At 71.1% G+C, this 25,048-nt stretch carries 19 protein-coding genes; 5 read left to right on the top strand and 14 right to left on the bottom strand.

The window, feature by feature from the left end:
* Positions 1-3 precede the first annotated feature (3 nt).
* Together ACZ1DY_RS06365 and ACZ1DY_RS06360 are read right to left on the bottom strand one after the other, a co-directional pair.
* Positions 4-1,599, bottom strand: coding sequence for a DUF2207 family protein (locus tag ACZ1DY_RS06365; protein ID WP_465483849.1), 1,596 nt, complete (start codon positions 1,597-1,599; stop codon positions 4-6).
* Position 1,600: 1 nt separating this feature from the next.
* Entirely contained in the window at positions 1,601-3,370 is a 1,770-nt protein-coding gene (locus ACZ1DY_RS06360; RefSeq protein ID WP_465485835.1) for a DUF2207 domain-containing protein, read from the bottom strand.
* Between the two features lie 228 nt (positions 3,371-3,598).
* Between ACZ1DY_RS06360 and ACZ1DY_RS06355 the strand changes: the two genes are divergently transcribed.
* Positions 3,599-4,855, top strand: a complete 1,257-nt coding sequence (locus tag ACZ1DY_RS06355; protein WP_465483848.1) for a neutral zinc metallopeptidase — start codon at positions 3,599-3,601, stop codon at positions 4,853-4,855.
* A 111-nt stretch (positions 4,856-4,966) separates the two neighbouring features.
* Here ACZ1DY_RS06355 and ACZ1DY_RS06350 read toward each other — a convergent pair whose 3' ends face one another.
* Positions 4,967-5,845, bottom strand: coding sequence for an RDD family protein (locus ACZ1DY_RS06350; RefSeq protein ID WP_257488999.1), 879 nt, complete (start codon positions 5,843-5,845; stop codon positions 4,967-4,969).
* 61 nt (positions 5,846-5,906) lie between these two features.
* On the opposite strand from ACZ1DY_RS06350, the gene ACZ1DY_RS06345 reads away from it, so the two are divergent.
* Together ACZ1DY_RS06345 and ACZ1DY_RS06340 are read left to right on the top strand one after the other, a co-directional pair.
* Positions 5,907-6,914 (top strand): stage II sporulation protein M, encoded by a 1,008-nt coding sequence (locus ACZ1DY_RS06345; protein ID WP_126736569.1) that lies wholly within the window; start codon positions 5,907-5,909, stop codon positions 6,912-6,914.
* A 17-nt stretch (positions 6,915-6,931) separates the two neighbouring features.
* Complete coding sequence (locus tag ACZ1DY_RS06340) at positions 6,932-8,005, top strand: hypothetical protein (protein WP_465483847.1); 1,074 nt, start codon at positions 6,932-6,934, stop codon at positions 8,003-8,005.
* An 80-nt stretch (positions 8,006-8,085) separates the two neighbouring features.
* Here the strand turns inward: ACZ1DY_RS06340 and ACZ1DY_RS06335 are convergent, their stop codons facing one another.
* From ACZ1DY_RS06335 to ACZ1DY_RS06305, 7 genes are all read right to left on the bottom strand, one after another.
* Positions 8,086-8,868 (bottom strand): hypothetical protein, encoded by a 783-nt coding sequence (locus tag ACZ1DY_RS06335; protein ID WP_465483846.1) that lies wholly within the window; start codon positions 8,866-8,868, stop codon positions 8,086-8,088.
* Between the two features lie 86 nt (positions 8,869-8,954).
* Positions 8,955-9,701 carry a maleylpyruvate isomerase family mycothiol-dependent enzyme gene (locus tag ACZ1DY_RS06330; RefSeq protein ID WP_465483845.1) on the bottom strand — a complete coding sequence of 249 codons (747 nt, stop codon included), beginning with the start codon at positions 9,699-9,701 and terminating at the stop codon, positions 8,955-8,957.
* 58 nt (positions 9,702-9,759) lie between these two features.
* Positions 9,760-11,046: a DUF58 domain-containing protein gene (locus ACZ1DY_RS06325; RefSeq protein WP_465483844.1), complete on the bottom strand. Its 1,287-nt coding sequence runs from the start codon at positions 11,044-11,046 to the stop codon at positions 9,760-9,762.
* The gene (locus ACZ1DY_RS06320; protein ID WP_126736589.1) at positions 11,046-12,005 is read right to left on the bottom strand and encodes an AAA family ATPase; all 960 of its coding nucleotides are present in this window, start codon (positions 12,003-12,005) and stop codon (positions 11,046-11,048) included. The genes ACZ1DY_RS06325 and ACZ1DY_RS06320 overlap by 1 nt, the downstream gene beginning before the upstream one ends.
* 17 nt (positions 12,006-12,022) lie before the next feature.
* Complete coding sequence (locus tag ACZ1DY_RS06315; RefSeq protein WP_465483843.1) at positions 12,023-13,147, bottom strand: DUF4350 domain-containing protein; 1,125 nt, start codon at positions 13,145-13,147, stop codon at positions 12,023-12,025.
* Entirely contained in the window at positions 13,144-13,785 is a 642-nt protein-coding gene (locus ACZ1DY_RS06310) for a DUF4129 domain-containing protein (RefSeq protein ID WP_465483842.1), read from the bottom strand. Before ACZ1DY_RS06310 ends, ACZ1DY_RS06315 begins: the two co-directional genes overlap by 4 nt.
* On the bottom strand, positions 13,779-14,957 hold the full coding sequence (locus ACZ1DY_RS06305) for a DUF7847 domain-containing protein (protein ID WP_465483841.1): 1,179 nt from the start codon (positions 14,955-14,957) through the stop codon (positions 13,779-13,781). The genes ACZ1DY_RS06310 and ACZ1DY_RS06305 overlap by 7 nt, the downstream gene beginning before the upstream one ends.
* 216 nt (positions 14,958-15,173) lie before the next feature.
* Here ACZ1DY_RS06305 and ACZ1DY_RS06300 point away from each other — a divergent pair, with 216 nt between their 5' ends.
* Positions 15,174-16,259 (top strand): neutral zinc metallopeptidase, encoded by a 1,086-nt coding sequence (locus tag ACZ1DY_RS06300; RefSeq protein WP_321183858.1) that lies wholly within the window; start codon positions 15,174-15,176, stop codon positions 16,257-16,259.
* Between the two features lie 161 nt (positions 16,260-16,420).
* On the opposite strand, the gene ACZ1DY_RS06295 is transcribed toward ACZ1DY_RS06300, so the two are convergent.
* Positions 16,421-16,828, bottom strand: a complete 408-nt coding sequence (locus ACZ1DY_RS06295; RefSeq protein WP_257489778.1) for a hypothetical protein — start codon at positions 16,826-16,828, stop codon at positions 16,421-16,423.
* 161 nt (positions 16,829-16,989) lie between these two features.
* On the bottom strand, positions 16,990-18,066 hold the full coding sequence (locus ACZ1DY_RS06290; RefSeq protein WP_125680307.1) for a potassium channel family protein: 1,077 nt from the start codon (positions 18,064-18,066) through the stop codon (positions 16,990-16,992).
* Positions 18,067-18,154: 88 nt separating this feature from the next.
* Here ACZ1DY_RS06290 and ACZ1DY_RS06285 point away from each other — a divergent pair, with 88 nt between their 5' ends.
* Positions 18,155-18,541, top strand: coding sequence for a DoxX family protein (locus tag ACZ1DY_RS06285; RefSeq protein ID WP_034313224.1), 387 nt, complete (start codon positions 18,155-18,157; stop codon positions 18,539-18,541).
* Here ACZ1DY_RS06285 and ACZ1DY_RS06280 read toward each other — a convergent pair.
* Entirely contained in the window at positions 18,538-21,795 is a 3,258-nt protein-coding gene (locus tag ACZ1DY_RS06280) for an ATP-dependent helicase (protein ID WP_465483840.1), read from the bottom strand. The genes ACZ1DY_RS06285 and ACZ1DY_RS06280 overlap by 4 nt on opposite strands.
* On the bottom strand, positions 21,792-25,007 hold the full coding sequence (locus tag ACZ1DY_RS06275; RefSeq protein WP_465483839.1) for an ATP-dependent helicase: 3,216 nt from the start codon (positions 25,005-25,007) through the stop codon (positions 21,792-21,794). Before ACZ1DY_RS06275 ends, ACZ1DY_RS06280 begins: the two co-directional genes overlap by 4 nt.
* Positions 25,008-25,048 lie beyond the last annotated feature (41 nt).

Below are 25,048 nucleotides of genomic sequence, written 5' to 3'. Positions count from 1 at the left end.
TACTCAGGCCTCCAGGCGACGGCCCTGGCGGGTCGCGGCGAAGGTTCCCACTAGCGCGGCCGTGAAGTCGCTCACCCGCTCGATCGCGACCTCGCCGCCGTCTTCCTTGCCGTACCAGTAGATCTTGGGCGGACCCTTGAGCCCGGCGAATCCGGCGACCCAGGTTTCCTGTTCGCCGAGAGCGAGCGCGTACGGCAGCGCCCGGGAAAGCAGCACCTCGCGTTCGAGCTTCGGGACGGCCGCCGGCTTGGTCGCCAGCAGCGCGTCACGGACGCCGAGCAGCCGCCGGTGCAGCACGACACCGGCGCCGGTGCGCACCGGCAGCCACCGGGCGGCGACGGCGAGTACCGCGCCCGCGGCGATGACGATCAGGCCGAGCTGGGCGTAGCCGACGGTCAAGGCCAGCAGGACGGTGAGGAACAGGCCGTAGCAGCAGATCCGCAGGCCGGCCCGGGGCAGCCTGCCGGGCAGCCGCGAGTACCAGCGGCGCTCGACGACGCTGTCGTCCAGCGCCTCGCGCACCGTTTCGATCCCGATCCGCGCCGACTGGATCTCCGACAGCAGCACGGACTCGCGTTCGCCGGGCAGCAGCGCGTCGAAGACAGCGCGTTCGCAGGCGGTCAGCTGGTCGTCCGGCGGGTTGCGGCGGACGAGCCGCCAGCCGGTCAGCTCGCCTGGCTCCTCGCTCACCCAGAGGTAGTTCCGGACGGCGAGGTCGACGACCGTCGCGGCGAGGTCGACGGCGTCGGCGCGACCTGTGAGGACGGTTCCGACCTGGCCGGGCAGCACTCCGTCGGGTGAGGTGAACGCCTTCCCGGCGAGCAAGCGGACTGGGAGCGCGTCTCCAGGGTGTTCGTCCCGCCTCCGCAGCAGGACCAGCGCCACCGCGGCCGCGACCAGCGCGAGCGCGAAGCCGAACCAGGCCCAGCCGACCGGAGCGGTGAGCACGAACGCCCCGGCGAAGGTCTTCGACGGCTCCAGGCGCGCGTTCGCCGGGACGGTCCCGCCGGGCAGCTCCACCGAGATCTCCATCCGCTGCCCGGCCGCGAGGTTCTGCTGGCTGAACCTGGTCAGCCCGGAATGCGCGATCTGGGCGGTACCGCAGCGCACGCGAGACCCCTCGGGTCCGGCGTGACAGATGACGGCGTTCGGGACGGACGGCGCGGCGAAGCTCGCCCGCACGAGCTCGAGCCGGGTGTCCCAGCCACCCGCGAGCTGCCAGCTCACCTTGGTCAGGCCGTCGGCTTCGGAGACCGCACCGTCCACTGTGTACCTGACGATCGAGGTGCCGCCCTTGAGCTTGACGGTGAACTCGTCGTCGGTCAGCTCGGCGTTTCCCGCGCCCTCGATGACGACGTCGCGGATGCCGATGATCCGGTCACGGTCGTTCGGGGCCGCGGTGCGGAGCGGGATCCGGCGGGTCATCGTCGCCTCGCTCGGCACGGACACCGCCTCGACGACCGAGAGCGCGCCGTCGCGTTCCACCTTGAGCGAGATCTCCGCGCTGTTCGGCAGCGAGGGCAGCTGCGGTTCGCTTTGCGCTCCCGCCGGTGCCGCGCCCAGCACCAGCAGGAGACCGACCAGCAAGCAGATCTTCACGTCAGGCGGGGACCGGTTCGGGACGGAGCGAGCGCAGGTGCCCGGATTCGGCGAGCAGACCGTCCAAAGCGGACAGGAACGACGGCAGGTGCGCGGCGAACCGGCGCAGGTCCCGGTCGCCTTCGAGGCCGCCGAACCAGTACAGCCCGGCCGAGCCGTCCGCCGACGGGTCGAGCCCTTCGAACGTCCGGAGCCAGCGCTCGGCGTCACCGAGCACGATGGCGTATGGCAGCGATCGCGAGAACACCATTTCCCGGTCCGCCACCGGGATGTCGGCGACCTTGACGGTGTGCAGGTACTCGAGCAGCCCGCGCACCTGGCCGACCAGTCGCCTGCCGCGCGAGGTCCGCGGCGGCACCCACGAAGCGCCCAGCAGCGCGGCCACGCCGGCGAGCACGGCCGCGACGCCGAGCAGCGCGTGCCCGACGGTGAACGTCAGGACGGCGATGCCCACGAGGCCGAGCGCGATCAGGCCGAGCCCCGCCCACGTGAGCTTGCCCTTGCCCTTGTCCGGACGGCGCGAGAACCAGCCCTTGCGCACCACGTCGGCGTACATCGCCTCGCCCGCGACACGGAGATCGACGGTGCCGCGGCCCCGGAGTTCCGACAGCAGCACGGAATCGGTGCCCTCGGGCAGGATCGCGGTGTAGATCTCGCGTTCGAAGGCCGCGAGGTGCTCGTCCGGCGCGTTGCGGCGCGCGATCCGCCAGTCGACCGTGCCCGCGCCGCGGACCTCGGCGATCCACAGGTAGTTGCGGACGGCGAGGTCGACCACCGTGCCGCTGACGTCCACGACGTCGACCGTCTCGTCGACGACCGTGCCGACCTGTCCCGGCAGGACACCGTCGGGCGAGGCGAACGAGACCCGGTCGCCGTCGCGCATGAGGACGTCGACCGGACCGGTGCCCGCGGTGAGCGCGGCCTTGTCGCGACGGCGCAGCAGCCAGATGGCGAGCGCGCCGAGCACCAGGATCAGTGCCAGCGCACCGAAACCGAGGCCGGCGAGGGTGGTGAGGGCGAACGCGCCGCCGACCGTGGCGATCTGCTCGAAGCGCGCGTTCGCGGGCACCGTGCCTGCCGGGAGCTGGACGGCGATGTCGACCCGTTCACCCGCCGGGAGTTTGTCCTGCTCGACGCGGACGACGCCGCTGTGGTCGGTCTCCGCGAGCGAACACTGCCTGTCCGAACCGAGCGGCCCGGCGAAACAGTCCACTGTGGGCGTTTCGCGCGTCGGCGCGCTGAACGAAGCGGACACCCGGGACAGCTCGCCGTCCCAGCCGCTCGCGACCTGCCAGCGGACCTGCTGCGCGCCGGCGACGTCCGCGACCGCTCCGTCCACTTTGTACTTGAGGGTGGACGCGCCGCCGTCGAAGGTGGCGACCAGCTGTTCGCCGTTCGGCTCCGCCTTGCCCGCGCCCTCGACCGAGACGTCACGGACGACGTACACGCGGTCCTGATCTTCGCCTGCGGGAACCTTCAAGGGAATCCGGCGCACGAGGTGCTGTCCACCCGGGACGGTCACCTGCTCGGTGATCGACAGCGAACCGTCGCGTTCCACCTTCACCGCGACGTTCGCGGCCGCGCCGGACGGCGGCTGGAGGAGCCCGAGTTGACCGCGCGCACCGATCGGCGGCGGCTTCGGCAGCTGCGGCGCGTTCGTCAGCGAAGGGCCCGCCGCGGGCGCCTCCGGAACGTTCGTATCCGACGGCGGGGCCATCAAGGCCGAGCTCGCCGCGACGGCCACGACCGCCGTCCCCCATTTCGTCAACACAGCCACACACTCTAGGGCAGCCGATCTATGCTGACCGCCGAAACGCCGAATCCGCCACCTGGGCGAACGGCGTTGCCGAACGCATGGGGGATCCACTCGATGAACCAGCAGCCGCCCGGCCCGCCTGATCCGCGGCGCCGGCCGACTCCGCCGCCACGACCACCGCAAGGTCGCCGTCCGCTTCCGCCGCCGGGAGCTCGTCCGCTGCCACCGCGCGGCGGCCCGCCGATGCCCCCGCCGAACCGGCCGGGCCCCGTCCCGCCCGGTCGTCCCCGGCCGCCGGTTTCGCAGCCGCCGCCCTTCCGGCCTGGTCCGCCCAGTGGTGGCCTGCCGCTGCCCCCGCCGGGCGCGGCTCCGCTGCCGCCGCCGCGGATCGGCGCGCCGGTCCCGTTCCGGCCCGGCGCCGTCGGCCCGCCGCAGCTTCCGTACGGCCCGCGTTTCGCGCAGCCCGCGTTCACGCCATACGGGGGATACCAAGCCAAGAAGTCGAACGGCGGGGTGATCGCGGCGGTCGCGATCGTGGCACTGATGGCGGTGATGGGCGGGCTGCTCATGGTGGTCACCATCGCCGGCGGCGGGTCGCGCCAAGTCGCGGACGTCGGGTACTCGAGCTATCCCACGACCTCCACTTCGGACTACACGACGACGACCACGTCCAGTGACACGTCGACCACGAGCACCCGTTCGCGCGAGACGACCGCCACACGCGAGACTTCGGCGGGCTCGACCCGCGAGACGTCGGCCAGCCGCGCGCCGTCCGGCCCGCGGCCGCACCTCAAACTGGCGGACAACCCGCTGTGGCTCGATTCCCGGGTCGGTCTGCCGAACCAGCCGTGCAACCTCGCGCGCTGGGCGAACAACCCGGACGCGGCGGCGGCCTTCTTCGAGAGCGCGCGGCCCTGTCTGGACAGCGTCTGGCGGCAGGTCATGGACTACACGAAGCTGCCGTTCCGGGTCCCGACCGTGAAGTACCCCTCCGGCAAGAACTGGTCGAGCCCTTGCGGCGACGCCAGCAATGGTTCCGTGGCGGCGTTCTACTGCTCGCAGAACGAGACGCTTTACATGCCGTACGAAGGCCTCCAGGTCTCCCAGTACGGCAACCGGCCGGGGGTCTATCTGGCCGTCTACGCCCATGAGTACGCGCACCACATCCAAGCGCTATCCGGTATTTCGGAGGCCTATTGGACCGCCCGGTACGAAGCGGGCATTGATTCGGCGGCGGGACTGGAGATGTCGCGGCGCAACGAGCTTTCGGCGCAGTGTCTTTCCGGGACGTTCCTGGGTTCCACGGTGGGCCGCGGCGGCTCGGTCGATCAGGCGATGTACCGCGACGCCTGGCAGACCCAGGACCGCGGCGACCGCGACGGCGGCCCGCGCGACCACGGTTCCGACGCGCACGCGGTGTCGTGGTGGCAGCACGGCGCGCAGAAGAACCGGATGTTCGAGTGCAACACCTGGGCGGCCAAGCCGGCCGACGTTTCCTGACCCGCGCTGAGGTTTCGTAAGTACATGAAGGCCCCCTTCCTTGCGTCTAGCGCAAGGAAGGGGGCCTTCATGTACTGCGCGCGGCCACTCACGGACTTCTCTCAGCGCGGGTCAGCCCGGTGGCGCGAAGGGGTTCTCTGGAGCCGGTTCCGAGGGGGCTTCCGGCCGGGCGACCGGTGCGGGAGCGGCCGGAGCGACCGCCTGCGGATAAGCCTGTCCGTACTGGACCGCCGGCTGGAGCTTCGCCTGATCCCGCCGCCGTCGCTCGGCCAGCACGGCCGACAGGTACGCCCAGGACGGCACCCCCGGCGGCACCGGCGCCCCGATCGCCGCCGCGACCTGCTGGGCGAGCCCGTACCCGAGCGCCTCGACCGCTTCGGGACGGAGCTCGCTCGTCCGGCTCAGGTACTGGCGGACGGCCAGTGCGAGGTCGTTCGAAAGCCGGGTCAGGTCCAGCTGCGAGGCCCAGTACGCCAGCTGCGGCGGCATCCCGACATACGGTGTCCTGGCGGCGGGCATCCGTTCCCGGATCACCAGCGTGCCGGCGAGGTAGTCGCCGACGCGGCGGCCGTTGGGCGACAGCAGCGACGTGACCACCGCCACGACACCGAGCATCCCGAGCGCCCAGAAGTCGATGAAGAACCCGGCGAGCCCGCGGACCAGCGCGTGCCGGAACCGCACCGGGCCGCCGTCGGTGCGGACCACCCGCAGGCCGAGCGCCATCTTCCCGAGAGTGCGGCCGCGGCTCAGTGTCTCGAAGATCACCGGATAGCCGACCATGATCAGCACGACGGTCACCAGGAACAGGGTCAGCGCCAGCGCTTCGTCACCGAACGCGGCGACCTGGCTCAGCACCAGCATCGCGACGATCAGGGCGACGAGCTGGAGGGCGACGTCGAGCATCATGGCGAGCCCGCGGCTGGCCAGCTTGGCCGCGCGGACGTCCAGGACGACGGCCTCGCCGGTGACGAGTTCGGACTCTTGTTCCACCGGGCAAGCGTAGTGACGAATAGGCTGGGCGACCAAGGACGATGGCCGGGAGGGCTCCGAGTTGGACGTGGACGTGTTCGTCGCCGCGCATCAGGCCGAATGGAATCGGCTGCGCGAGCTCGTCGGCCGCGCCGGGAAGCTCAGCGGCCCGGACGCCGACGAGCTGGTGACGCTGTACCAGCGCGTCGCGACGCATCTGTCGATCATCCGCTCGGTCGCGCCCGATCCCGTGCTCGTCGCGCAGCTGTCCGGCCTGGTCGCGAAGGCGCGCTCCGCCGTCACCGGTTCGCACAGTCCGGCCTGGCGCGAATTCGGTCTCTTCTTCACCCAGCGGTTCCCGGCGGCGCTGTACCTCAGCCGGCGCTGGTGGCTCGCGTCGGCGGCGGCGTCGATCGCGGTGATGGCGATCGCGGCGGTGTGGATCGCCGGTGACCCGCAGGTGCTCGCGTCGCTGGCCTCGCCGGAGGAGTTCAAGGACCTGACCGCGCCGGGCGGGAAGTACGAGACGTACTACTCGTCCGACCCCGCGGGCTCCTTCGCCGCGCGGGTCTGGACCAACAACGCGTGGGTGGCGGCGACCTGCCTGTTCCTCGGCGTGGTGCTTGGGGTCCCGGTGATCTACGCGCTCTGGGCGAACTCGCTGAACCTCGCGATCGGCGCGGCGCTGATGTCCTCGGCCGGGCGGCTCGACGTGTTCTTCGGCCTGATCCTGCCGCACGGCCTGCTGGAACTGACCGCGGTGTTCGTCGCCGCCGGGACGGGACTGAAGCTCGGCTGGACGGTCATCGACCCGGGACGCCGTTCCCGGACGGCGGCGCTCGGCGAACAGGGCCGGTCGGTCGTGGTGATGGCGCTGGGGCTGACCGTGGTGCTGCTGATCTCCGGCGTGATCGAAGGGTTCGTGACGCCGTCGGGCCTGCCGACCTGGGCACGCATCGGAATCGGAGTAGTCGCCGAGGTCGCGTTCCTACTGTACGTGTTCGTCGTCGGGCGTCGCGCCGCGAAAGCGGGCGAAGTGGGTGATGTCGACTGGCGATACGCTGGAGATTCTCGACCGGAAGCCGGCTGACCTGGTTAGCTCCTTTCATGGGGAGAAAACGGTTACGCGTCTTCGCGATCGTCGTCCTGTCCGTACTCGCCTCGACGCTCCTCGTCGGCGCGTCACAGGCTCAAACCGTGTCCGCGCCGTCGGGCAAGCAGAACTGGGTGGTGAGCGTCGGCGGATTCCGGACCGACGCCGACCGTAATTACGTCCGCCTCGGCTATCTCGTGTTCAACCCGGCCGACAACACCGTCGCGCACAACTTCTGGACCTGGAGCCAGGCGGGTTTCCCCGTCCCGGTCGACAGCGGCGACGTCTACTACTGCGGAAACTGGGCACCGGGTACCAATCCCCGCAACAACTGCCCGATCAAGACCGCGCCCGGCTTCACCGGCGCGCCGAACGGCCACTTCACCGGCACCTACGCCGAGACCTCCGGGCAGGTGGCCATCACCTGGACCCGCAGCACCGTCGACGGCACCACCACCGCCGTCGACCTCAAAGAGACGTGGGCGGTCTCGGAGACCCGGCCGGGTCTCGGCCGCCTGCAACTCGTGAGCGACGACTACTCGATCACCAGCGGCATCGCCTACGGCAGCAACGCCTCCCTCGCGCAGACCAGCAAGGCCCCGATGAGCTCGGTCCGCGCGACCCAGCGGTCATACCTGCTCGAAGGACAGGGCGTGAACCGCCGCGCGATCACGAACTGGACCCGCGGCGGCAGCGGCGCCCTCGGCGTCGGCCCGGGGTGGAACCAATGCGACGACGGCTCCTGCCTCGGGTTCGTGCAGTACGACTCCGGATGCGACCCGTCCTCCTGCTGCCCCGCCGGCCCCGGATACGAGGCCTGCGCGAAGAAGATCGTCGACACCGGTGGCAGGCGGTTCTACTACCTGAGCGACGCTTTCGGCGGACGGCGCAACAGCTACGAGTTCTGGTGCGAATGCCTGTCCTACAACGGTTGCTACCTCGGGAACAGCCACGTGCGGCCGCTCCTGCAGGTGATCGACGACGCGGGCGCGTTCCAAGGCTGGGTCGGCGCCGAGGTCAGCCCCGACCGGAGCGGCTCACGGGATCCCTCGGGTGAGTACTACTCGAGTTTCGCCCTGGTGGCGTAGTTCCGCATGGGTCAGGTTGGTCGTGAGTGGCGTTTCGGGTTAGAACACGAATCGCCACTCACGACCAACCCGGCCGTAGCTCAACAGGTGCAGCTGCCTTCGAAGGTGATGGTGTTCCCGTCCTCCAGGCTCGCGCTGCCCGTGAACCGGATCTCGAACTCGCCGGGTTCGGTCAGGACGATCTTCGGACTCGCCGCAGAGCCGTCGGCCGCGGTCTTCGCGGTCGCCGTCTCGGCGCCGCCTTCGAAGACCAGCACGTTCTTCGGCCGTGCCGCGCGGACGAAGAAGTTCACCGGCACGTCGGCCGCGGGCTGGCCGTTCTCGCCGACCACACGCACCACGAACGGCTGACCGGGTGTCTTCGTCGACAGCCGCTGCCCGTTGCCCGACAGGATCGCGAGCGTCCGCACACCGGCCGCCCAGGTGTTGGAGAGTCCGGACAGCGAACACACCTCCTGGTACAGCCGGGCCCCGACGACCGGCGACTCCGCGGTCAGGCAGCGCGCGGTCGCCACGTTGGCCAGCAGCACCAGCCCGGGCAGCCCGGCGTTGCGGCGCCATTGCTGGTGACGGTCCTTGCCGTCGCACGCCGCGAGTTCGACGCCGACCCCGTCGACCGGGCTGATCGCCGCCAGGCACTGTCCACTCGCGACATGCTTGTACGAAAGCGCGGCCTTGTCGTACACCCACTGCGCGTTGGCGTCCTTCGCGTCGGCGAGCGCGAGCTTGCCGTCGGCCGCGGCCAGGGAGATCGTGCCGCCCCCGTCGGCGAGGTAGACCGGCGTTCCGGCGGGCTGCGCGGAAGCGGGCGACCCCGGCAGCATCACCGAAACCACCGCTAGGAACAGCACGAACCTGCGCAAGACTGGCCCCTATCCTGTCGGTCCGGATCTCCCTCCGAGCTAACCGCCCGCGACCGCCGTCGCCAACCGGCACCACTCCATCGGGTTCAGCCGAACCGCACGTGGGTCTGCCACAGCTCGAACAGATCGAGGTCACCGACGACGTCCCCGGCGTCCCGGCGCTGGTAGAGCGCCAGCAACAGATCCGTCAGCGAGCCACGCACGGTCACCGCGGCGCCGCGCCGTCCCCGCTCCCAGGTGACCGCTGAGCCGTCGAGGTCGAGGAACCACGCGTGCTCCCCCGCCTCGAAACCGACCGACCGGCCCGCCCCGAGGATCTCCCGTTTCTCCGGCCTGAGCTCGAAGTGCAGGGGCAGCGCTTCGAGTTCCATCCACTCGTCGATCGCGTCGAGCACGACTTCGGGCGTGGCGTGGAACTCCTTCCCCGCGGCCAGGGTCGCGTCAGCGCGGTGGACGAGCGTCTCGTGGGTGAAGCGGCGCGCGTAGAACGACGCGGTCCGGTAGTGGAACGGCACCCAGACCTCAGCGTCCGGTCCCGCTTCCCGCAGCGCCGACGCCAGCCGGGTGGCCCCGTCCACCAGCCACGACCCGGGCAGCCGTCCGGAATCGTCGCCGTCCACCCGGCGCACCCGGTCGTCGGGCACCGGCGCGGTCGCCCGGCTCCGGACGATCTCGTCCGCCCATCGATGCCCGGCGCCGAGATGCCGCACCAGCGCGCCCAACGTCCAGCCTGGCCAGGACGGCACGGGCGTCGTCAGGTCGGCGTCGGCCAGTTCGGTCGCGAGCAGTTCGGCCTGGGTGACGATCTCCGCGCAGTGCCGGTCGAAATCCATCGGTTCCTCCTGATGATCGGTTCACCAGGTGGTCGGAGCCGCTTCACGGTTCTCGACATCAAAGCCGTCCGGCCGCCTTCAACGCGAGATACCGGTCCGCCAGCCGCGGCGGCAGGTCCTCGGGCACCGCGTCGACGACCTCGACCCCGTGCCGCGCCAGCCGCGCGGTGACCTGGCGGCGTTCGGCCAGCACGCGCTCGGCCGCGGCCGCGTCGTAGACGGCTTCCGCGTCACCGCGGCCCGCCGCCATCTCGGCGACCCGCGGGTCCGCCACCGAAGCGATCATCAGCTGGTGCCGCGAGGTCAGCTTCGACAGCACCGGGAACAGGCCTTCTTCCAGCGGTGCCGCGTCCAGCCCGGTCAGCAGGACGACCAGCGCGCGCCGCCGGGTCCGCCGCAGCACCTCCGCGACCATCCCCCGCGCGTCGGTCTCGACCAGCGACGATTCGAGTGGCGCCATGGCGTTCACCAAGGCGGGCAACAACTCCGTCGATCCCTGGACCGCGGCGTGGACCTGCCGGTCGTAGGCGAGGAGGTCGACGCGGTCACCCGCCCGGGCGGCGAGCACGGCCAGCAGCAGGGCCGCGTCCATCGCCGCGTCGAGCCGGGGCGCGTCCCCGACCCGGCCCGCCGAAACGCGACCGGTGTCGAGCACCAGCACCACGTGCCGGTCGCGTTCCGGGCGCCAGGTCCGCACCATGACGTCGGACGCGCGCGCCGAAGCCCGCCAGTCGATCGACCGGACGTCGTCACCGATCACGTATTCGCGCAGGGAGTCGAATTCCGTGCCCTGGCCCCGGATCAGCACCGCGTTGCGGCCGTCGAGCTGCTGCAGCCGCGCGAGCCGCGAAGGCAGATGCTTGCGGCTGTGGAACGGCGGCAGCACCCGCACGGTCCACGGCACGTCGTGCGAACCCTGGCGCGCGGCGAGCCCCAGCGGCCCGGTCGACCGGACGGTCACCCGCGCCGCGATCCGGTCGCCGCGCCGGGTCGGCAGTAGCCGCGTGGTCACGACGCGGCGTTCGCCAGGGGGCAACGTCAGCCGGTGCCGGTCGTCCGCGCCGGCGCTGGGCGGCCAGGCGTCCCGTAGCCACGCACGCACGGGACGGCCGCCGGGATTGGCCACGGTGAGCGTGACCTCGCACGCCTCCCCCAGCCGCACCGACGTCGCGCCGGAGCGCGCGAATTCCAGCCGCCGCACGCTCCCGGCGAGCAGGAGGTCCAGCACCACCAACAAAAGCAGCACCGCCGCGGCCAGCCCGATCCCGGCCCACGAGGGCAGCAGGAAACCGACCGCCGGCGCCGCGAGGAGCGCCAGCAGCCCGAGCCGCCCGGTGACGGCCATCAGCGCGGAACGGGCACGGACGCGAGGACCCGGTCCAGCACGCCGTCGGCGGTCGCGCCTTCGAGTTCGGCCTCGGGTCGCAGGTCGAGCCGGTGCCGCAAAGCCGGGCGCGCCAAGGCTTTGACGTCGTCCGGGGTGGCGTAGTCACGGCCCGCGAGCCAGGCCCACGCCCGGGTCGCGGCGAGCAACGCGGTCGCGCCACGCGGCGAGACGCCGAGCCGCACGGACGGCAGCGACCGCGTCGCCCGGCAGACGTCGACGATGTAGGCGAGCACCTCAGGGCGCACGGTGACTCCGGCGACCGCGCGCCGCGCGGCGTCGAGCTGGGCGGCCCCGGCGACCGGCGTGACGCCGGCCGCACCGAGGTCACGCGGGTCGAAACCCTGCGCGTGCCGGGAAAGAATGCCGAATTCGTCCTCACGGGACGGCATCGGCATGGTCAGCTTCAGCAGGAATCGGTCCAGCTGCGCCTCGGGCAGCGGGTACGTGCCCTCGTATTCGACCGGGTTCTGCGTCGCGATGACGATGAACGGGTCGGGCAGCGGCCGCGTCTTGCCGTCGCTGGAGACCTGACGCTCCTCCATCGCCTCCAGCAGCGAGGACTGCGTTTTCGGCGGGGTGCGGTTGATCTCGTCGGCCAGCAACAGGTTCGTGAACACCGGGCCTTCGCGGAACGAGAACTCCCCGCTGTGCGCGTCGTACACGATCGAACCGGTGATGTCGCCCGGCATGAGGTCCGGCGTGAACTGCACCCGCGTCGTCTCCAGGTCCAGCGCGGCCGCCAGTGCCCGCACCAGCAGGGTCTTCGCCACCCCGGGGACGCCTTCGAGCAGCACGTGCCCCCGGCACAGCAACGCGATGATGAGCCCGGTGACGGCCGCGTCGTTACCCACCACGGCCTTCCCGACCTCGGTACGCAGCGCGATCAGCGCCGCCCGCGCGTCGGCCGCGGCGTCCATATTGGACTGTTCGGTACTCAAGACCGCTCCACCTCTCGTTCCACGACATCGAGTCCGTCCGCCAGCCGCACCAGCGCGGCGTCATCGGCGGGCGGGTCCCCGTACAACAGCGCGCCGATCTCCGCGGGCGCGCGGCCGGTCCGTGCGGCGACGGACTCCACGAGCGCGGCCGGTTCGGCGTCGCGGGTGAGCCCCAGCAACGGCCGGAGCCGCGCGCGGGCCGCCTCCCGCAAGGTTTCCCCGGCGTGCGCGGCGGCTTTCGCCTTGCGATACAACCTCGCCCGTCCTTCGGTGGCTTCCGCCGCGCGGACCACGACCGGGATCGGCTCGGTCACCACCGGTCCCAGCCGCCGCGAACGCCACAGCGCCAGCAGCACCACCGCGACCCCTGCTTGCAAGGCCGCGTACGACCAGCCCGCCGGGATCAGCTCGGACAGCGGCTTCTTCTCGGTCTCCAGCGACGGATCGGCGGCCGTCGGCAGGTACCAGACCAGCCGCTCGTGCTTTCCGAGCAGCCGCATCGCCAGCGCCGCGTTGCCCTCGTCGGCCAGCCAGTCGTTGGTCAGCGGGGTGGGGGTGCCGAGTACGGTCACCGTCCCTTGTGGACCCGGGACTTCGAGATACGAGCCGCCGTAGCATTCCTGCGCCCTCGGCTGAGTTGCCGCGTACTTCAGGCCGCCCATCGTCGCGTTGCCCGCCGCGACGGGATCCTCGGCCTCGCAGTCGGGCGCGCGGGTCTCGGTCTCGGCCTGGCCGTTCACCCGCACACCGGGAAGGATCTCTTCGACCGTGCGAGGGCTCGGCTGCACCAGCACGACATGTTCGGCGTTCTGCCTGATCTCCGTGAAGGCGCTCTTGGGCACGTACTCGGGCTGGGTGATCAAGACCGTCGCGCCCCTCGCGACCCCCTTGGCCGCGGCGGCGGTACGCACGATCGGGATCTTGACGCCTTCCCGTTCCAGCAGCGTCGCCAGCGCGCGGCTGCCGGTGGGCTCGTACGAACCCGGTTCGAGCGCGCCGGTGGTCTGGTCGCCCCGCAGCAGGACGAGCAGCGTCCCGGTCAGCACGATCAGGAGTACGACGGCGAGCGGGAGCCGCACCCCGCGCCAGATCCGGCGGGCGTCGGGCGAGACCGAGGTCATCCGGCCGCCAAGGCGACGGGCCTGGCGCGACGGCAGCTCTCGTCCAATTCGGACAGTGACCGGTAGCCGGCCTCCGTCGCGGGGATCCCACCGTAGTGGACGTCGTCGAACAACCGGGCGCCCGCGCGCAAGGGAGCGGCCACGTCGGGCAGCAGCCGTCCGGCTTCGATGGCGGCCTCGTCGGCGGTCCGGCCGGACTTCTCGTCCAGCAGCGCGCGCTCCTCCAAGGACCGCACCACGGCACGGAAGCGCTCACGGACTGCGTCGTCGAAGTCACCGCGCGACGCGGCCTCCTCGGCCGCCTTGCGATGTTCGCCGGACGCCTTGCGCTGCCCGGCGAACACGGCCCGGCCGCTCTTGGCCGACGTCGCCAGCGGACCGGACTTGAGGCGGATCACCACGACCAGCACGATCAGCACGAGGACCAGCAGCAGCACGGCGAAGATCCCGCCGGGTACCGCGCTGTTCACCTTTTCGAGGAAGCCCAGCAGCTTCTCGACCACCCAGTTGAACGCTTCGGTCAGCCAGCTCGGCCTCGCGGCCTGATAGCCCTCGCCCGAGAGCTCCTCGGCGGCGCGCAGCCGGGCGGTGTCCCGGTCGATGTCGACCGGGACCTCGGTGAGGAAGCGCGTCACCATGCCTGCGGCGGGGGCGGCGTCGCGATCCCGGCCGCGCGGGCCAGCTCGATGTCCATGCCTTCACGGCGCATCCGCTGATCGATGTAGAGGATCACGGTGACGAGCGCGGTGAACGGGCCGACGATCGTCTGCGCGATCACCGTGCCCACCGACTGCAGGATGAGATCGCCGGTCGACGGGACGTACATCTGGTCCAGATCACCGAAGATGGACAGGAAGGCGCTGAAGCTGAACGGGATCGTGATGATGGACGCCAGGAACGACGAGATCACGGTGGCCAGCAGCAGGATGCCGAAGACCCGCCAGAACATCCCCGACACCAGCTTCACCGACCGGCGGAACGCCTCCATCACCGTGCCGCGTTCGAGGATGAACGCCGGGCTGGCCAGCGCCCAGAAGGTGTAGGGGATGATCGCGGGCAGCAGGCAGAAGATCGCGGCGACCATGATCGCGATCGTGTAGAGCACGGTCAGGCCGAGCAGCGGCAGCAGCCGCGGCGTCGCCTCACGCAGCGCCTCCTTGAAGGTGACCGGCTTGCCCAGCACGGCCTTGCCCATCAACACGGTCAGGAATCCGGTGAGGACCGTCGTCCCGAGCAGGGTGGCGACCAGGCTGATCGACGACGACGCCAGCGTCCCGCCGAGGACGCCGAGCATCTGGTTCATCAGTTCCTGATCGGTGGCCGCCGGGCCGAGATCACGCATCCGCTCGAGGTCGGCGGTGGTGTCGACCAGCAGCAGCCCGACCAGGTTGATGGCCGCGGTGAACACGGCGGTGACCGCGGCGGCACCGAACACCATCCGCCAGTACTTGCGCATGGCGGTGACCGCGCCGTCGAGGATGTCGGTGAGGTTCAGCGGGCGCAGCGGGATGACGCCGGGCCTGCCGAGGCCGACCTTCCAGTTCGGATACTGCTGCTGTGGCGGCGGCTGATACGACGGCAGCGGAGGAGGCGGCGGCGTCGCCCCGGACGGGGACTGCCACTGCTGCGCCGGCGCCGGTGAGGGCGGCATTTCCCCCTGCGGCGGTGTCGGCGTGTCAGCCTGCGGCTGCGCTGGTTCCCCCGCCTTCGACTGTGCTGGTTCCCCCGCCTTCGGCTGTGCTGGTTCCCCCGCCTTCGGCTTCGGCATCTCGGTGCCTTCAGGCCCGGACGGTCCGCCGGTCTCCGTCATGCGACAGCCCCTTACCCGTTCACGTTGCTTGCGCCCACTCTTCCAGAGGGTCCGACACCCAGCCAGAGCTGGGGGGACGACACTGATGGGTGACCGCTCGCCTCACGCTGGATACCCTCTGCAGCCGAGCTGTGGGTGGGGACACCGTTAGCTCGTTATGCTGAACATCGGGCCGGGTACCCCCGGTTCGCCCCTAGAACCACCGGGACCGACTTGATGACGCAACCGCCCCACGGCCAGTGGCCGCCACGCGGCGCCGTCCAGCCACCGCCGGTGCACGGCCAGCACCCTGCCCAGTGGCACGGCGCGCCGCACCACTTCCCGCCTCCGCCGCCGCGCAAGTCCGTGGGCGCGATCATCGGTATCTGCCTCGGCGCGGTCGCGGTGCTGGTCCTCGGCCTGGTGGCGATCGTTTCACTCAATCGTGACGACTCCGATCACGTAGCGAACGCGGGCTACAGCACCCTGCCGAACACGTCGTCGCGGGCGGAACTGCCGCCGAGCGGGTCTTCGTCGCCCTCTTCCTCGACGAATCCGTTCCCGACGTCGCCGTCCAGGGCGCCGTCCTCGTCGAGCGGTCCGCAGAAGATCCTCAAGCTCGCCGACCACCCGATCCTCCAGGACCCCAACGCCGGCCTGCGGAACCGGGTCTGCACGCTGCCGCAGTGGCAGAGCAGCCAGCAGGCCGCCGAGGCGTTCTTCACCGCGGCCGGCAAATGCCTCGACAACGCCTGGGGCCCGTTCCTCGACGCCTACGACCTGCCGTTCACGCCGCCCGCGCTGCACTTCCCGACCGGCGCCAGCTTCGAGACCGAATGCGGCACGATCCAGGTGGGCATCGCGACGGCGGCGTACTACTGCGAGAACAACCTCTACGTGCCGTTCCGTGGTCTCCAGACCGACCAGTACGGCAACAACCCCGGCGTCTACCTGGCCCTTTTCGCGCACGAGTACGGGCATCACGTGCAGGAGGTCGCCGGGCTGATGGACGCGGCCTGGCAGAAGATCTACGACGCCGGCCAGAACAGCCCCGCCGGGCTGGAGATGTCGCGGCGCAAGGAACTCCAGGCGCAGTGCTTCTCCGGGATGTTCCTCGGCGCGCACGTCGACCAGGGCGGCACGGTCAGCCGGGACATGTACAACAAGGCCTGGAACGACCAGGAGACCCGGGGCGACAACACCTCGCGCAGCCAGGACCACGGGACGAACGCGCACTACGCGTCCTGGTGGCGGGCGGGTGCGAGCAACAACCGGATCGCCGACTGCAACACCTTCTCGGCCCCGGCGAGCGCCGTTTCCTGAGTTTCCGCGCGTGAAGGCCCCCTTCACTCGGCTGAGCCGAGGGAAGGGGGCCTTCACGCGCTTCGGGTGGGTGGTCGCCCAGGGTGCCGACTGTGTGGCTTTTGTGGCGTTGGATGACCAGAAATCCACACAGTCCCGCGTGACCGGTCCGAGACCAGAGGTCAGGCGGTCACCGGCACACGCGGCCCACGCAATACCAAGAAGACGTACATCCCGCCCGCGAAGCAGCTGAACACCAGCAGCGCCAGCCCGAGCGGCCGCCGCGCGTCGCTCGCTCCCGCCGTCGCCTCGGCCGCGTGCACGGCGACCGCGTCCCCCGAAGCGCCGTCGGGGACGACGACCTCGAGGCGCTCGCCCTTGCCGTGTCCGCAGGCGTTGAGCGAGCCCTCCATCGGCTTGCCGCCGAATTCGAACTTGACCTTCTCGGTCGCGCCGCCGCCCGTGCAGGGCGCGGGCTCGACGACCTCCGCCCGCACGGTCGTCCCCTTGGTCTCGTTCGAGATACCGAACAGCCCCGGCCCGGCGAGCCAGGCCAGGAAGATCACCAGCAGGCCGGCCCCGGCCGCCACGGCCAGGGAGTTCCACCCCGGGGTGAGCCCTCTGGCGGGGTCCGATCGCTTGCGCACGAACGCCATGCTCCCAGAACCTCGCGGCAAAACACAGAAGCCCTGGGAGGTGGTGGCAGCGGCAGAACAGAGGAGCCCTGGGAGGTGATGGCAAATAGCCCCTGCTACCGCTCGATGGTCTCCGCGGAGGTCACCTTCCGGATGTACAGCAGCTTGTCCCCCGGCTCGATCGCGTCGGCCTGCGGAGCGTCCACGCGGTACAGGACGCCGTCGCGGACGACACCCAGCACGATGTCCGGCAGATGCCGCGGCGAACCGCCCTCTTCGGACGGTTCCACCGGGCGTTCGGCGATCGCGAGGCCGGACTCGGGGGTGAGCAGGTCCTCGACCATGTCGACCACCAGCGGCGTCGACGTCGCCATGCCCAGCAGGCGTCCGGCGGTCTCGCTCGACACCACGACCTGGTTCGCGCCCGACTGCTTCAGCAGGTGGACGTTCTCCGCCTCCCGCACCGACGCCACGATGTGCGACTTCGGCGCCAGCTCACGGGCGGTCAGCGTGACCAGCACCGCGGTGTCGTCCCGGTTCGGGGCGACGACGACGGCCTTGGCCCGCTGCACGCCGGCGACGCGCAGCACGTCGGCGCGGGTGGCCGAGCCGTGCACGGTCACCAGGCCGAGTGACGTGGCCGCTTCGAGGGCCTGCTGGTCGGTGTCCACGACGACGATGTGGTCGGGTTCGACGTTCTCGTCCCCGAGCAGCGCGTTGACCGCCGACCGGCCCTTCGTGCCGAATCCGACGACGACCGTGTGGTCACGCACTTTCGTCCTCCACTTTTGGATCTTGAAAGCCTGGCGGGAGCGCTCGGTGAGCACTTCGAGTGTGGTGCCGACCAGGACGATGAGGAAGAGCACCCGGAGCGGGGTGATCACCAGGACGTTGACCAGCCGCGCGGACGGCGTCGCGGGCGCGATGTCGCCGTACCCCGTGGTCGACAGCGACACGGTCGCGTAATAGAGGCTGTCGAGGAAGGTGAGCCCGTCGCCGTTGGCGTCGCGGTAGCCGTCCCGGTCGAGGTAGACGATCAGGACGGTCGCGAGCAGGGCGAGGACCGCGCCGATGATCCGTTTGAGGATCGACCGCAGCGGGCTGACCGTCAGTTCCGGCATGCGGATCACGCCGACGAGCTCGTGGTCCGGGCGGTCGCTCAGCCTGACCGGGAAACGCTTGAGCACCTTCATGCGCAGGCTCCGGCCTGGTCCGCGTCACTCACGGTCGGGAGGATAGCCGAAGATCCTCACCTTGAGCGCGGTATGCGAAGCTCAGGGCATGTCTTCGGATTCCAAGCCGTCTCAGCGGCCCGCGTATTTCCTCGCCGGCCTGCTCGGCGCGGCCGGTGTGCTGCACTTCGTCCAGCCGAAGCCGTTCGACGCCATCATCCCGAAGCAGCTTCCCGGCTCCCCGCGCGCGTGGACCTACGGCTCCGGCGTCGCCGAGCTGGGCGTCGCCGCGGCGGTCGCCAACCCGAAGACGCGACGGCTCGGCGGGCTCGCGGCCGCGCTGCTGTTCGTCGTGGTCCTGCCGGGGAACGTGAAGATGGCCGTCGACGCCGACCGCCGGAAGGCGCCGAAGCACTGGCGGGTGGCCTTCTGGGCCCGCGTCCCGCTCCAGATCCCGCTGGTGACCTGGGCCCTGAAGGTGCGCGACCGCGCCTAGATCGTCGGGACGCTCCGCAGGAGTTGCCGCAGTCCTTCGGCGTCCAGCAGATCCGCCGGCCGGACGGTCTTGTCGTGTTTCACGTAGTGGAACGCCGCCCGGACCTTCTCCACCGGCACCTTCTTCAGCGCCGCCCACGCCAGCCGGTACGCCGCCAGCTGCACGGCCAGCGGTTCGAGCCGGTCCTTGTCCGGCACGGCGCCGGTCTTCCAGTCGACGACGGTCCAGCCGCCGTCCGCGTCGGCGAACACGGCGTCCATCCGCCCGCGCACCGTGACGCCCACGACGTCCGCCGAGAACGGGACCTCGACGGCGTGCGGTACCCGATGCGCCCACTCGCTCTTCTCGAACGCGGTCTGCAACGCCTCCAGCTCGGTATCGGGCGCCTCGTCGACGTCCGCCGCGCCGGGCAGATCGTGGATCTCCAGCAACTGCTCGCCGCCGAACCGCTGCTCCAGCCAGCCGTGGAACGCGGTGCCCCGGCGCGCGTAAGTGTTGGGCCGCACGGGAAGCGGCCGCCGCAGCCGTTTGGCCAGCGCGGCGGGATCGGCCGACAGCTCGACCAGCTGACTCACCGAAAGATGCGGCGGGAGGACCACCTGCTGCACGCGATCCCGCGCCCGCGCGCGCTCCTCCAGCAGCACCTTGGTGTCGGAGATCCAGCCGTCCGGATCGTCCTCTTCCTCTTCCTCGGCGTGTTCGGCCTCTTCCATCGCCCCGAGCACCAAGTCGACGCCGTTGGTGACGCCCTCGCGCCGCGGCCACAGCGGATCGACCGGCCACCGCGACCGCCGGGAGTCGGCGACCAGGGGGTTCTCGCCGTCGGTCTCCGGCTCGTCGGCCCAGTGCTCGATGCGGCCGACCGAGTTCGCCCGCATCACCTCGCCGATTTCGAGCAGGAACTCCGACGGCCCCTTCGGCCGCGCGCTGCTCTCGTTCCACCAATGGCCGGAGATCAGCATCGTGTGCTCGGAGCGGGTCAGCGCGACGTAACAGAGCCGCCGCTCCTCGTCCGCTTCACGCGCGACGAAGCCTTCTTCGTGCAGCTCCAGCGCTTCCTGCACTTCCTTGCGGTCGGCGCCCTCGGGAATCCGCAGCACCGGCAGGTCCTCGGAGTCACCGCGCAGCGCGGCGGGCAGCGAGGTCGACGTCCGCAGCCACGACGACGAACGCCGCCGGCCGGGGAAGACCTCCTTGACCAGATGCGGGATCGCGACGATGCGCCATTCCAGCCCCTTGGCCGAGTGCACCGTCAACACCTGGACCCGATCCGGGACGACCTCGACCTCACCGGGCGTGAGCCCGTCCTCCGCGTGCGCGGCCGTGTTCAAGTAGTCCACAAAGGACAAAAGAGTGGCCGTCGGCGACGTCTCGGCGAAATCCGTGACGACGTCGGCGAAAGCGTCCAGGTGCGCTCGCCCGGCCGGACCGGGACGGGCCAGCGATTCGACGTCGAGCAGCATCGTGCGCTCCACATCGGCGACCAGCTCGGGCAGCGACTGGTCCAGCCGCCGTCGCAACGCCGAAAGCTCGGCACCGATCTTCCGGATCCGCCGGTAACCCTCGGGCGAATACCGTTCCGGCGTCCCGGGATCGTCGATGGCGTCGGCGAGCCCCGCCTGCTCGACCCGCTCGGTCACCAGCACCGGTTCGTCCACATCGGACTTTCCCGAGGGCGGCACCGGCGAGGACAATTCACCCGCCCGGCGCCACAACGCCGCGAGGTCGGCCGCCGCGATCCGCCAGCGTGCGCCGGTCAGCAGCCGCGCCGCCGCGCTGCCCGCGAGCGGGTCCGCGAGCACACGCAACGTGCTGACCAGGTCCGCGACCTCGGGTTCGTCGAGGAGCCCGCCGAGACCGACGACCTCCACCGGCAGCCCGCGTGCCCGCATTTCCGCCGCGATCGGCGCCATGTCGGCGCGACGGCGCACCAGCACCGCGGCCGTCGGCGGTTTTCCGGTCTCCTCCACGGTTTCGAACCAGCGTTTCGCCACCGCGTCGGCCACCCACTCGCGTTCGGCGCGGACGTCCGGCAGCAACGCGGCGGCGATATCGGCCGAGCCCGCGCCTTCGAGTGCGCGCAGCCGGGCGACACCGAGACCGCGTTCCCGCAACGGTTCGGAGATCGCGTTCGCGAGTTCGAGCACCTCGGGCGGATTGCGGAAACTGGTCAGCAGCCCGAAATCCCAGGCCGGGACGAGCCGTTCGCCGTTGTCGCGCGGGAAGTCCGTGGTGAACCGGGGCAGGTTCGCCGCGCTCGCCCCCCGCCAGCCGTAGATGGCCTGTGCCGGGTCGCCCACCGCCGTCACCGGCATCGGCGGATGCTCGACGCCGCCGAACAGCGACCGCAGCAGGATCCGCTGGGCGTGCCCGGTGTCCTGGTATTCGTCGAGCAGGACGGCGCCGTAACGCTCGCGCTCCCCCGCGACCACCGCCGGATAGCTGCTGGCGAGCTGCGCGGCCAGCGACATCTGGTCGGCGAAGTCGAGCGCGCCCTCGGCCCGCTTCCGCGTGTGATACGCCTCGACCAGCGGCAGGAGCGCGAGCCGGAACCGTTGCGCGGCCATGACTTCGGCGAGTTTCTGCGGCAGCGACGCGCGCTGTCCCTTCGCGCGCGGCGCGTTCTCGATGACCTCACAAAGCCAAGACGTGTACTCCGCGAGCCGTTCGGTCTCGACCAGATGCTCGCCGAGTTCCCCGGCAAGCGCCAGCAGTTGCGCCGTCACCGTGGAGGGCACGCGATCGGTATCGAGATCATTGTCCCAAGTGGACACCACGCGATGCGAGAACTGCCACGAAGACGTCTCCGAAAGCAGCCGGACCCCAGGCTGGACAGGCAACCGCAGGCCGTGTTCGGACAGCAGCCGCCCGGCGTACGCGTGATAGGTGAGCACCGTCGGCTCGCCCGCGGTCACCGTGGTGCGCAGGTCGCCGGTCGGGTCGATCTTGTCGAGCAGCCCCGATCCGACCAGGCGGCGCAGCCGGGTGCGGACGCGTTCGCCAAGCTGGCGGGCGGCCTTGCGGGTGAAGGTCAGGCCGAGCACCCGTTCCGGCGGGACGACGCTGTTGGCCACCAGCCACACCACGCGCGCGGCCATCGTCTCGGTCTTGCCCGCGCCCGCGCCCGCGACGACCAGCGACGGCTCGATCGGCGCGGCGATCACCTCGGCCTGCTCGTCGGTCGGGCTGTGCAGGCCGAGCGCGCGGGCGATCTCGCCCGGCTCGACCTGGCGGCGCTGAAGTTCGGAGATCACGGGCCGGTCACCTGCCTGCCCTCGGGCCGCAGCGGGCAGCAACCCCTTGCCGGGCAACGATCACAGTCCGGGTTCTCGGTGACGCCGTACTCCGGGCCCGCGGCGGATCCGGCCGCCGAGCGCACCAGTTCGAGCCACTGCTTGCCGCCGTCCTCGTCCAGCGGCGCCTGCTCGCGCTGGGTGGATCCGGTCTTGTTGTTGGACTTCGCGACGTAGACCAACCGCGCGCCGCCGGGTTTCGAACCGCCCTCGACCGCGCCGAGCAGCACGGCGAGCTGGTACGCGGCGAGCTGCGGATGCTGTTCGGCGTCGGCGGCGGAGATCGGGACCTTGCCGGTCTTGATGTCGATGACGACCGGGCGGCCGTCCTTGTCCATCTCGACGCGGTCGACGCGGCCGCGCAGGAGCACGCGGACATCGTCATCACCGACCGGGAGCTCGACCTCGATGTCCTGCTCGACCCCGGCCTCGATCAGCTCCTTGCGGCTGGATTCCAGCCAGGTGATGAAGTTCCGCAGCATCTGCTCGACCCGCGACCGCTCGCGGCGCGAGAACCACGGCGCCCCGGCGTCGACCCGAACCCACGCTTCATCGAGGGCCGCGCGGATCTGCTCGTCGCTGCTGCCACCGGCGACCGCCTGCGCGAGCCCGTGCACCAAGGTGCCCGTGACGGCCGCAAGCTGCGCCGGGTCGCTGCCGCCGTGGCGTTCGATCAGCCAGCGCAGCGGGCATTTGACCAGAACCTCCACAGTGGACGGTGAAATCCGGATGAGGTCGCCGGGCCCGTGCACGGGTTCGCCGGTGGAGGGTTCCAGCAGGCCGTACCAGGTTCCCGGATGTGCGCCCGGCACGCCGGCGGCGGCCAGTTTCGCGAGCTGACGCGCCGCCCGCCGCCGCCTTTCCGGCTCGCTCGATTCGTCGCAGACGACCTCACGCAGTTCGCCGACGAGTTCGGCGAGCACCAGCGAGCGTCCCGCCGGCTTCATCCGCGAGTCGAGGCCGCCGTCGTCCGCGCCGTTCTCCTCCAGGTCGTCGATGAACCGCGAGGGCTGCTCGTCCTCCCCCGCGACCGCGCTGACCAGCAACGTCTTCCGCGCGCGGCTCGCGGCGAGGTAGAACAGCCGCCGCTCTTCGGCGAGGATCGGCGCGGTGGCGGACACCTTTTCGTCGTCGACGCCGGACATGAGGTCGACCAGCCGCTCGACGCCGAGCACGGAACCGCGCAGCCGCAGATCCGGCCAGCTGCCCTCCTGGACACCGGCGATGGCCACGACCGTCCACTCGCGACCGGCGGACGCGTGCGCGGTGAGCAGCGAGACACCGTCGCTCTTCATGGCCGCGGGGGCCAGCGTGTCACCGGCGATGTTCTGCGAGGACAGGTAATCCGCGAACGAGGCGACACTCGCCTTCGGCAATCTGTCGACATAGCGACCGGCCGCGTCGAAGAGCGCGACGATCGCGTCGAGGTCACGATCCGCCTGGGAGCCGAGCGAACCGCCACGGTCGACCAGCCGCAGCAGGCGATCCTCCAGACCGCTCGCCTGCCAGAGATCCCACAGCACCTGCTCGACGCCGTCGCCGCGTACGACCGCCTGGTGCGCGGCGTGCAGCAGACCGCCGATCCGGCGCATCGGCAACGCCTCGGCATCCGCGAGACCGGTGAGGACATCGTTGGTACGTAAGGCTTCCACCAGGAGCTCGTCGCTCGACCGCTGCCCACCGCCCGCGAGCTCCAACCGGCGCAAGCCGCGACGCAGCCTGCGCAGGGCGAGCGGATCCGCGCCGCCCAAGGGCGAGGACAGCAGCATCTCGGCGAGGTCGACGTCGAGTAGCTCCGGATCGGCCGCGAGCCGCAGCATCGCCAGCAGAGGACGAACCGCGGGCTGCTTCGCGAGCGGCAGTTCCTCGGTGGCCGAACCGATGGGCACCCCGGCTGCCCGCAGAGCACGTTGCAGGACAAGGAAAGTACGGGCCGGTGACCGGACGAGCACCGCCATCTCCGACCACGGCACGCCGTCGACGAGATGCGCGCGGCGGAGCTGATCGGCGATCCAGCTCGCCTCGGCGGCCGGGGTCGGCATCAGGCGGACGCGGACGGCGCCGCCCTCGGCGTCCGGCGCGTCGACGAGTTTGCGCTGCGGTGACGAACCGGGCAGCACGGAGCCGAGTTTCGTGACGGCCGTGCGGATCGCCGGGGCGAGCCGGTGCGCGGTGGTGAGCAGCACCGTGCGCTCGCCGTCCTCGTCCGCGCCGGCGAACAGGCTGGGATCCGCGCCGCGGAAGGAGAACACGGACTGATCGGGGTCGCCCGCGACGACGAACTCGTCGGCCGCGTGCCCGATGAGCCGGATGAGCTGGGTCTGCAACGGATCGAGATGTTGCGCGTCGTCGACGAAGAGGTGCCGGACGCGGCGCTGCTCGCGTTCGCGCAGTTCGGGATCGTCCTCCAGCGCGAGCAGCGCGGAAGTGACCAGCTCGGCGGCGTCCAGCGCGGGCGCGCTCGCCACGCCGAGCGCGTTGCCGCCCGCGCCCTGCAACAGCGTGACCTCTTCGTACTGGCTCCAGAAGCGCCCGGCCGCGATCCACTCCTCGCGGCCGCGGCGCCTGCCGAGTTCGACGAGATCCTCCGGGCCGAGCCCGCGTTCGGCGGCGCGGAGCAGGAGGTCTCGCAGCTCCTCGGCGAATCCGGGCACGCCCAGCGCCGGCCGCAGCTGCTCCGGCCAGTCGAGCGCGCCCTCTTCGAGGTCGCCGGCGAGCAGGTCGCGGACGACGACGTCCTGTTCCGCTCCGGCCAGCAGGCGGGGCGGCGGCAGATCGTCGGCCTGCGCCTCCATCCGCAACAGCGCGTACGCGTACGAGTGCACCGTGCGCACGAGCGGCTCGCGGATCGTGCGCGGCAGCGGATCCTCTTCGGGGTCGGTGGTGAGCCGGTGGGTGATGTCGGCGCGCAGGACCTCGGCCGCCTTGCGGGAGGTGGTCAGGATGAGCACGCTCTCCGGGTTCGCGCCCTCCGCTATGCGCCGCGACGCCGCCGACGCCAGCAAGGCCGTCTTGCCCGTGCCCGGCCCGCCGAGGACCCGGCGGAAGCCGTCCGGGGCGGCCAGCAAGCGGCGGGCGCCGGAATCCCACTGGAAGGACGGCGTGCCGGTGACCGGCGTGCGGACCAGCCGCGCGTCGGTTCCTGCCGCTGTTCGCCGCCCGTTCACGCCCACGATGGAACCACGCCCCGCCGACACAACCTCGCAGCGGCACG

The sequence above is a fragment of the Amycolatopsis sp. PSD-21 genome, from assembly GCF_055561455.1.
This window is presented reverse-complemented; position numbering and strand designations above follow the sequence as displayed.

Excerpts from the sequence above, each read along its gene's own strand:
- ACZ1DY_RS06300 (WP_321183858.1), top strand. The coding sequence starts at position 15,174 with ATGACGCAACCGCCCCACGGCCAGTGGCCGCCACGCGGCGCCGTCCAG.
- ACZ1DY_RS06340 (WP_465483847.1), top strand. The coding sequence starts at position 6,932 with ATGGGGAGAAAACGGTTACGCGTCTTCGCGATCGTCGTCCTGTCCGTA.
- ACZ1DY_RS06315 (WP_465483843.1), bottom strand. The coding sequence starts at position 13,147 with ATGACCTCGGTCTCGCCCGACGCCCGCCGGATCTGGCGCGGGGTGCGG.
- ACZ1DY_RS06290 (WP_125680307.1), bottom strand. The coding sequence starts at position 18,066 with ATGAAGGTGCTCAAGCGTTTCCCGGTCAGGCTGAGCGACCGCCCGGAC.
- ACZ1DY_RS06305 (WP_465483841.1), bottom strand. The coding sequence starts at position 14,957 with ATGACGGAGACCGGCGGACCGTCCGGGCCTGAAGGCACCGAGATGCCG.
- ACZ1DY_RS06325 (WP_465483844.1), bottom strand. The coding sequence starts at position 11,046 with ATGGCCGTCACCGGGCGGCTCGGGCTGCTGGCGCTCCTCGCGGCGCCG.
- ACZ1DY_RS06355 (WP_465483848.1), top strand. The coding sequence starts at position 3,599 with ATGCCCCCGCCGAACCGGCCGGGCCCCGTCCCGCCCGGTCGTCCCCGG.
- ACZ1DY_RS06310 (WP_465483842.1), bottom strand. The coding sequence starts at position 13,785 with ATGGTGACGCGCTTCCTCACCGAGGTCCCGGTCGACATCGACCGGGAC.
- ACZ1DY_RS06320 (WP_126736589.1), bottom strand. The coding sequence starts at position 12,005 with ATGGACGCCGCGGCCGACGCGCGGGCGGCGCTGATCGCGCTGCGTACC.
- ACZ1DY_RS06330 (WP_465483845.1), bottom strand. The coding sequence starts at position 9,701 with ATGGATTTCGACCGGCACTGCGCGGAGATCGTCACCCAGGCCGAACTG.
- ACZ1DY_RS06285 (WP_034313224.1), top strand. The coding sequence starts at position 18,155 with ATGTCTTCGGATTCCAAGCCGTCTCAGCGGCCCGCGTATTTCCTCGCC.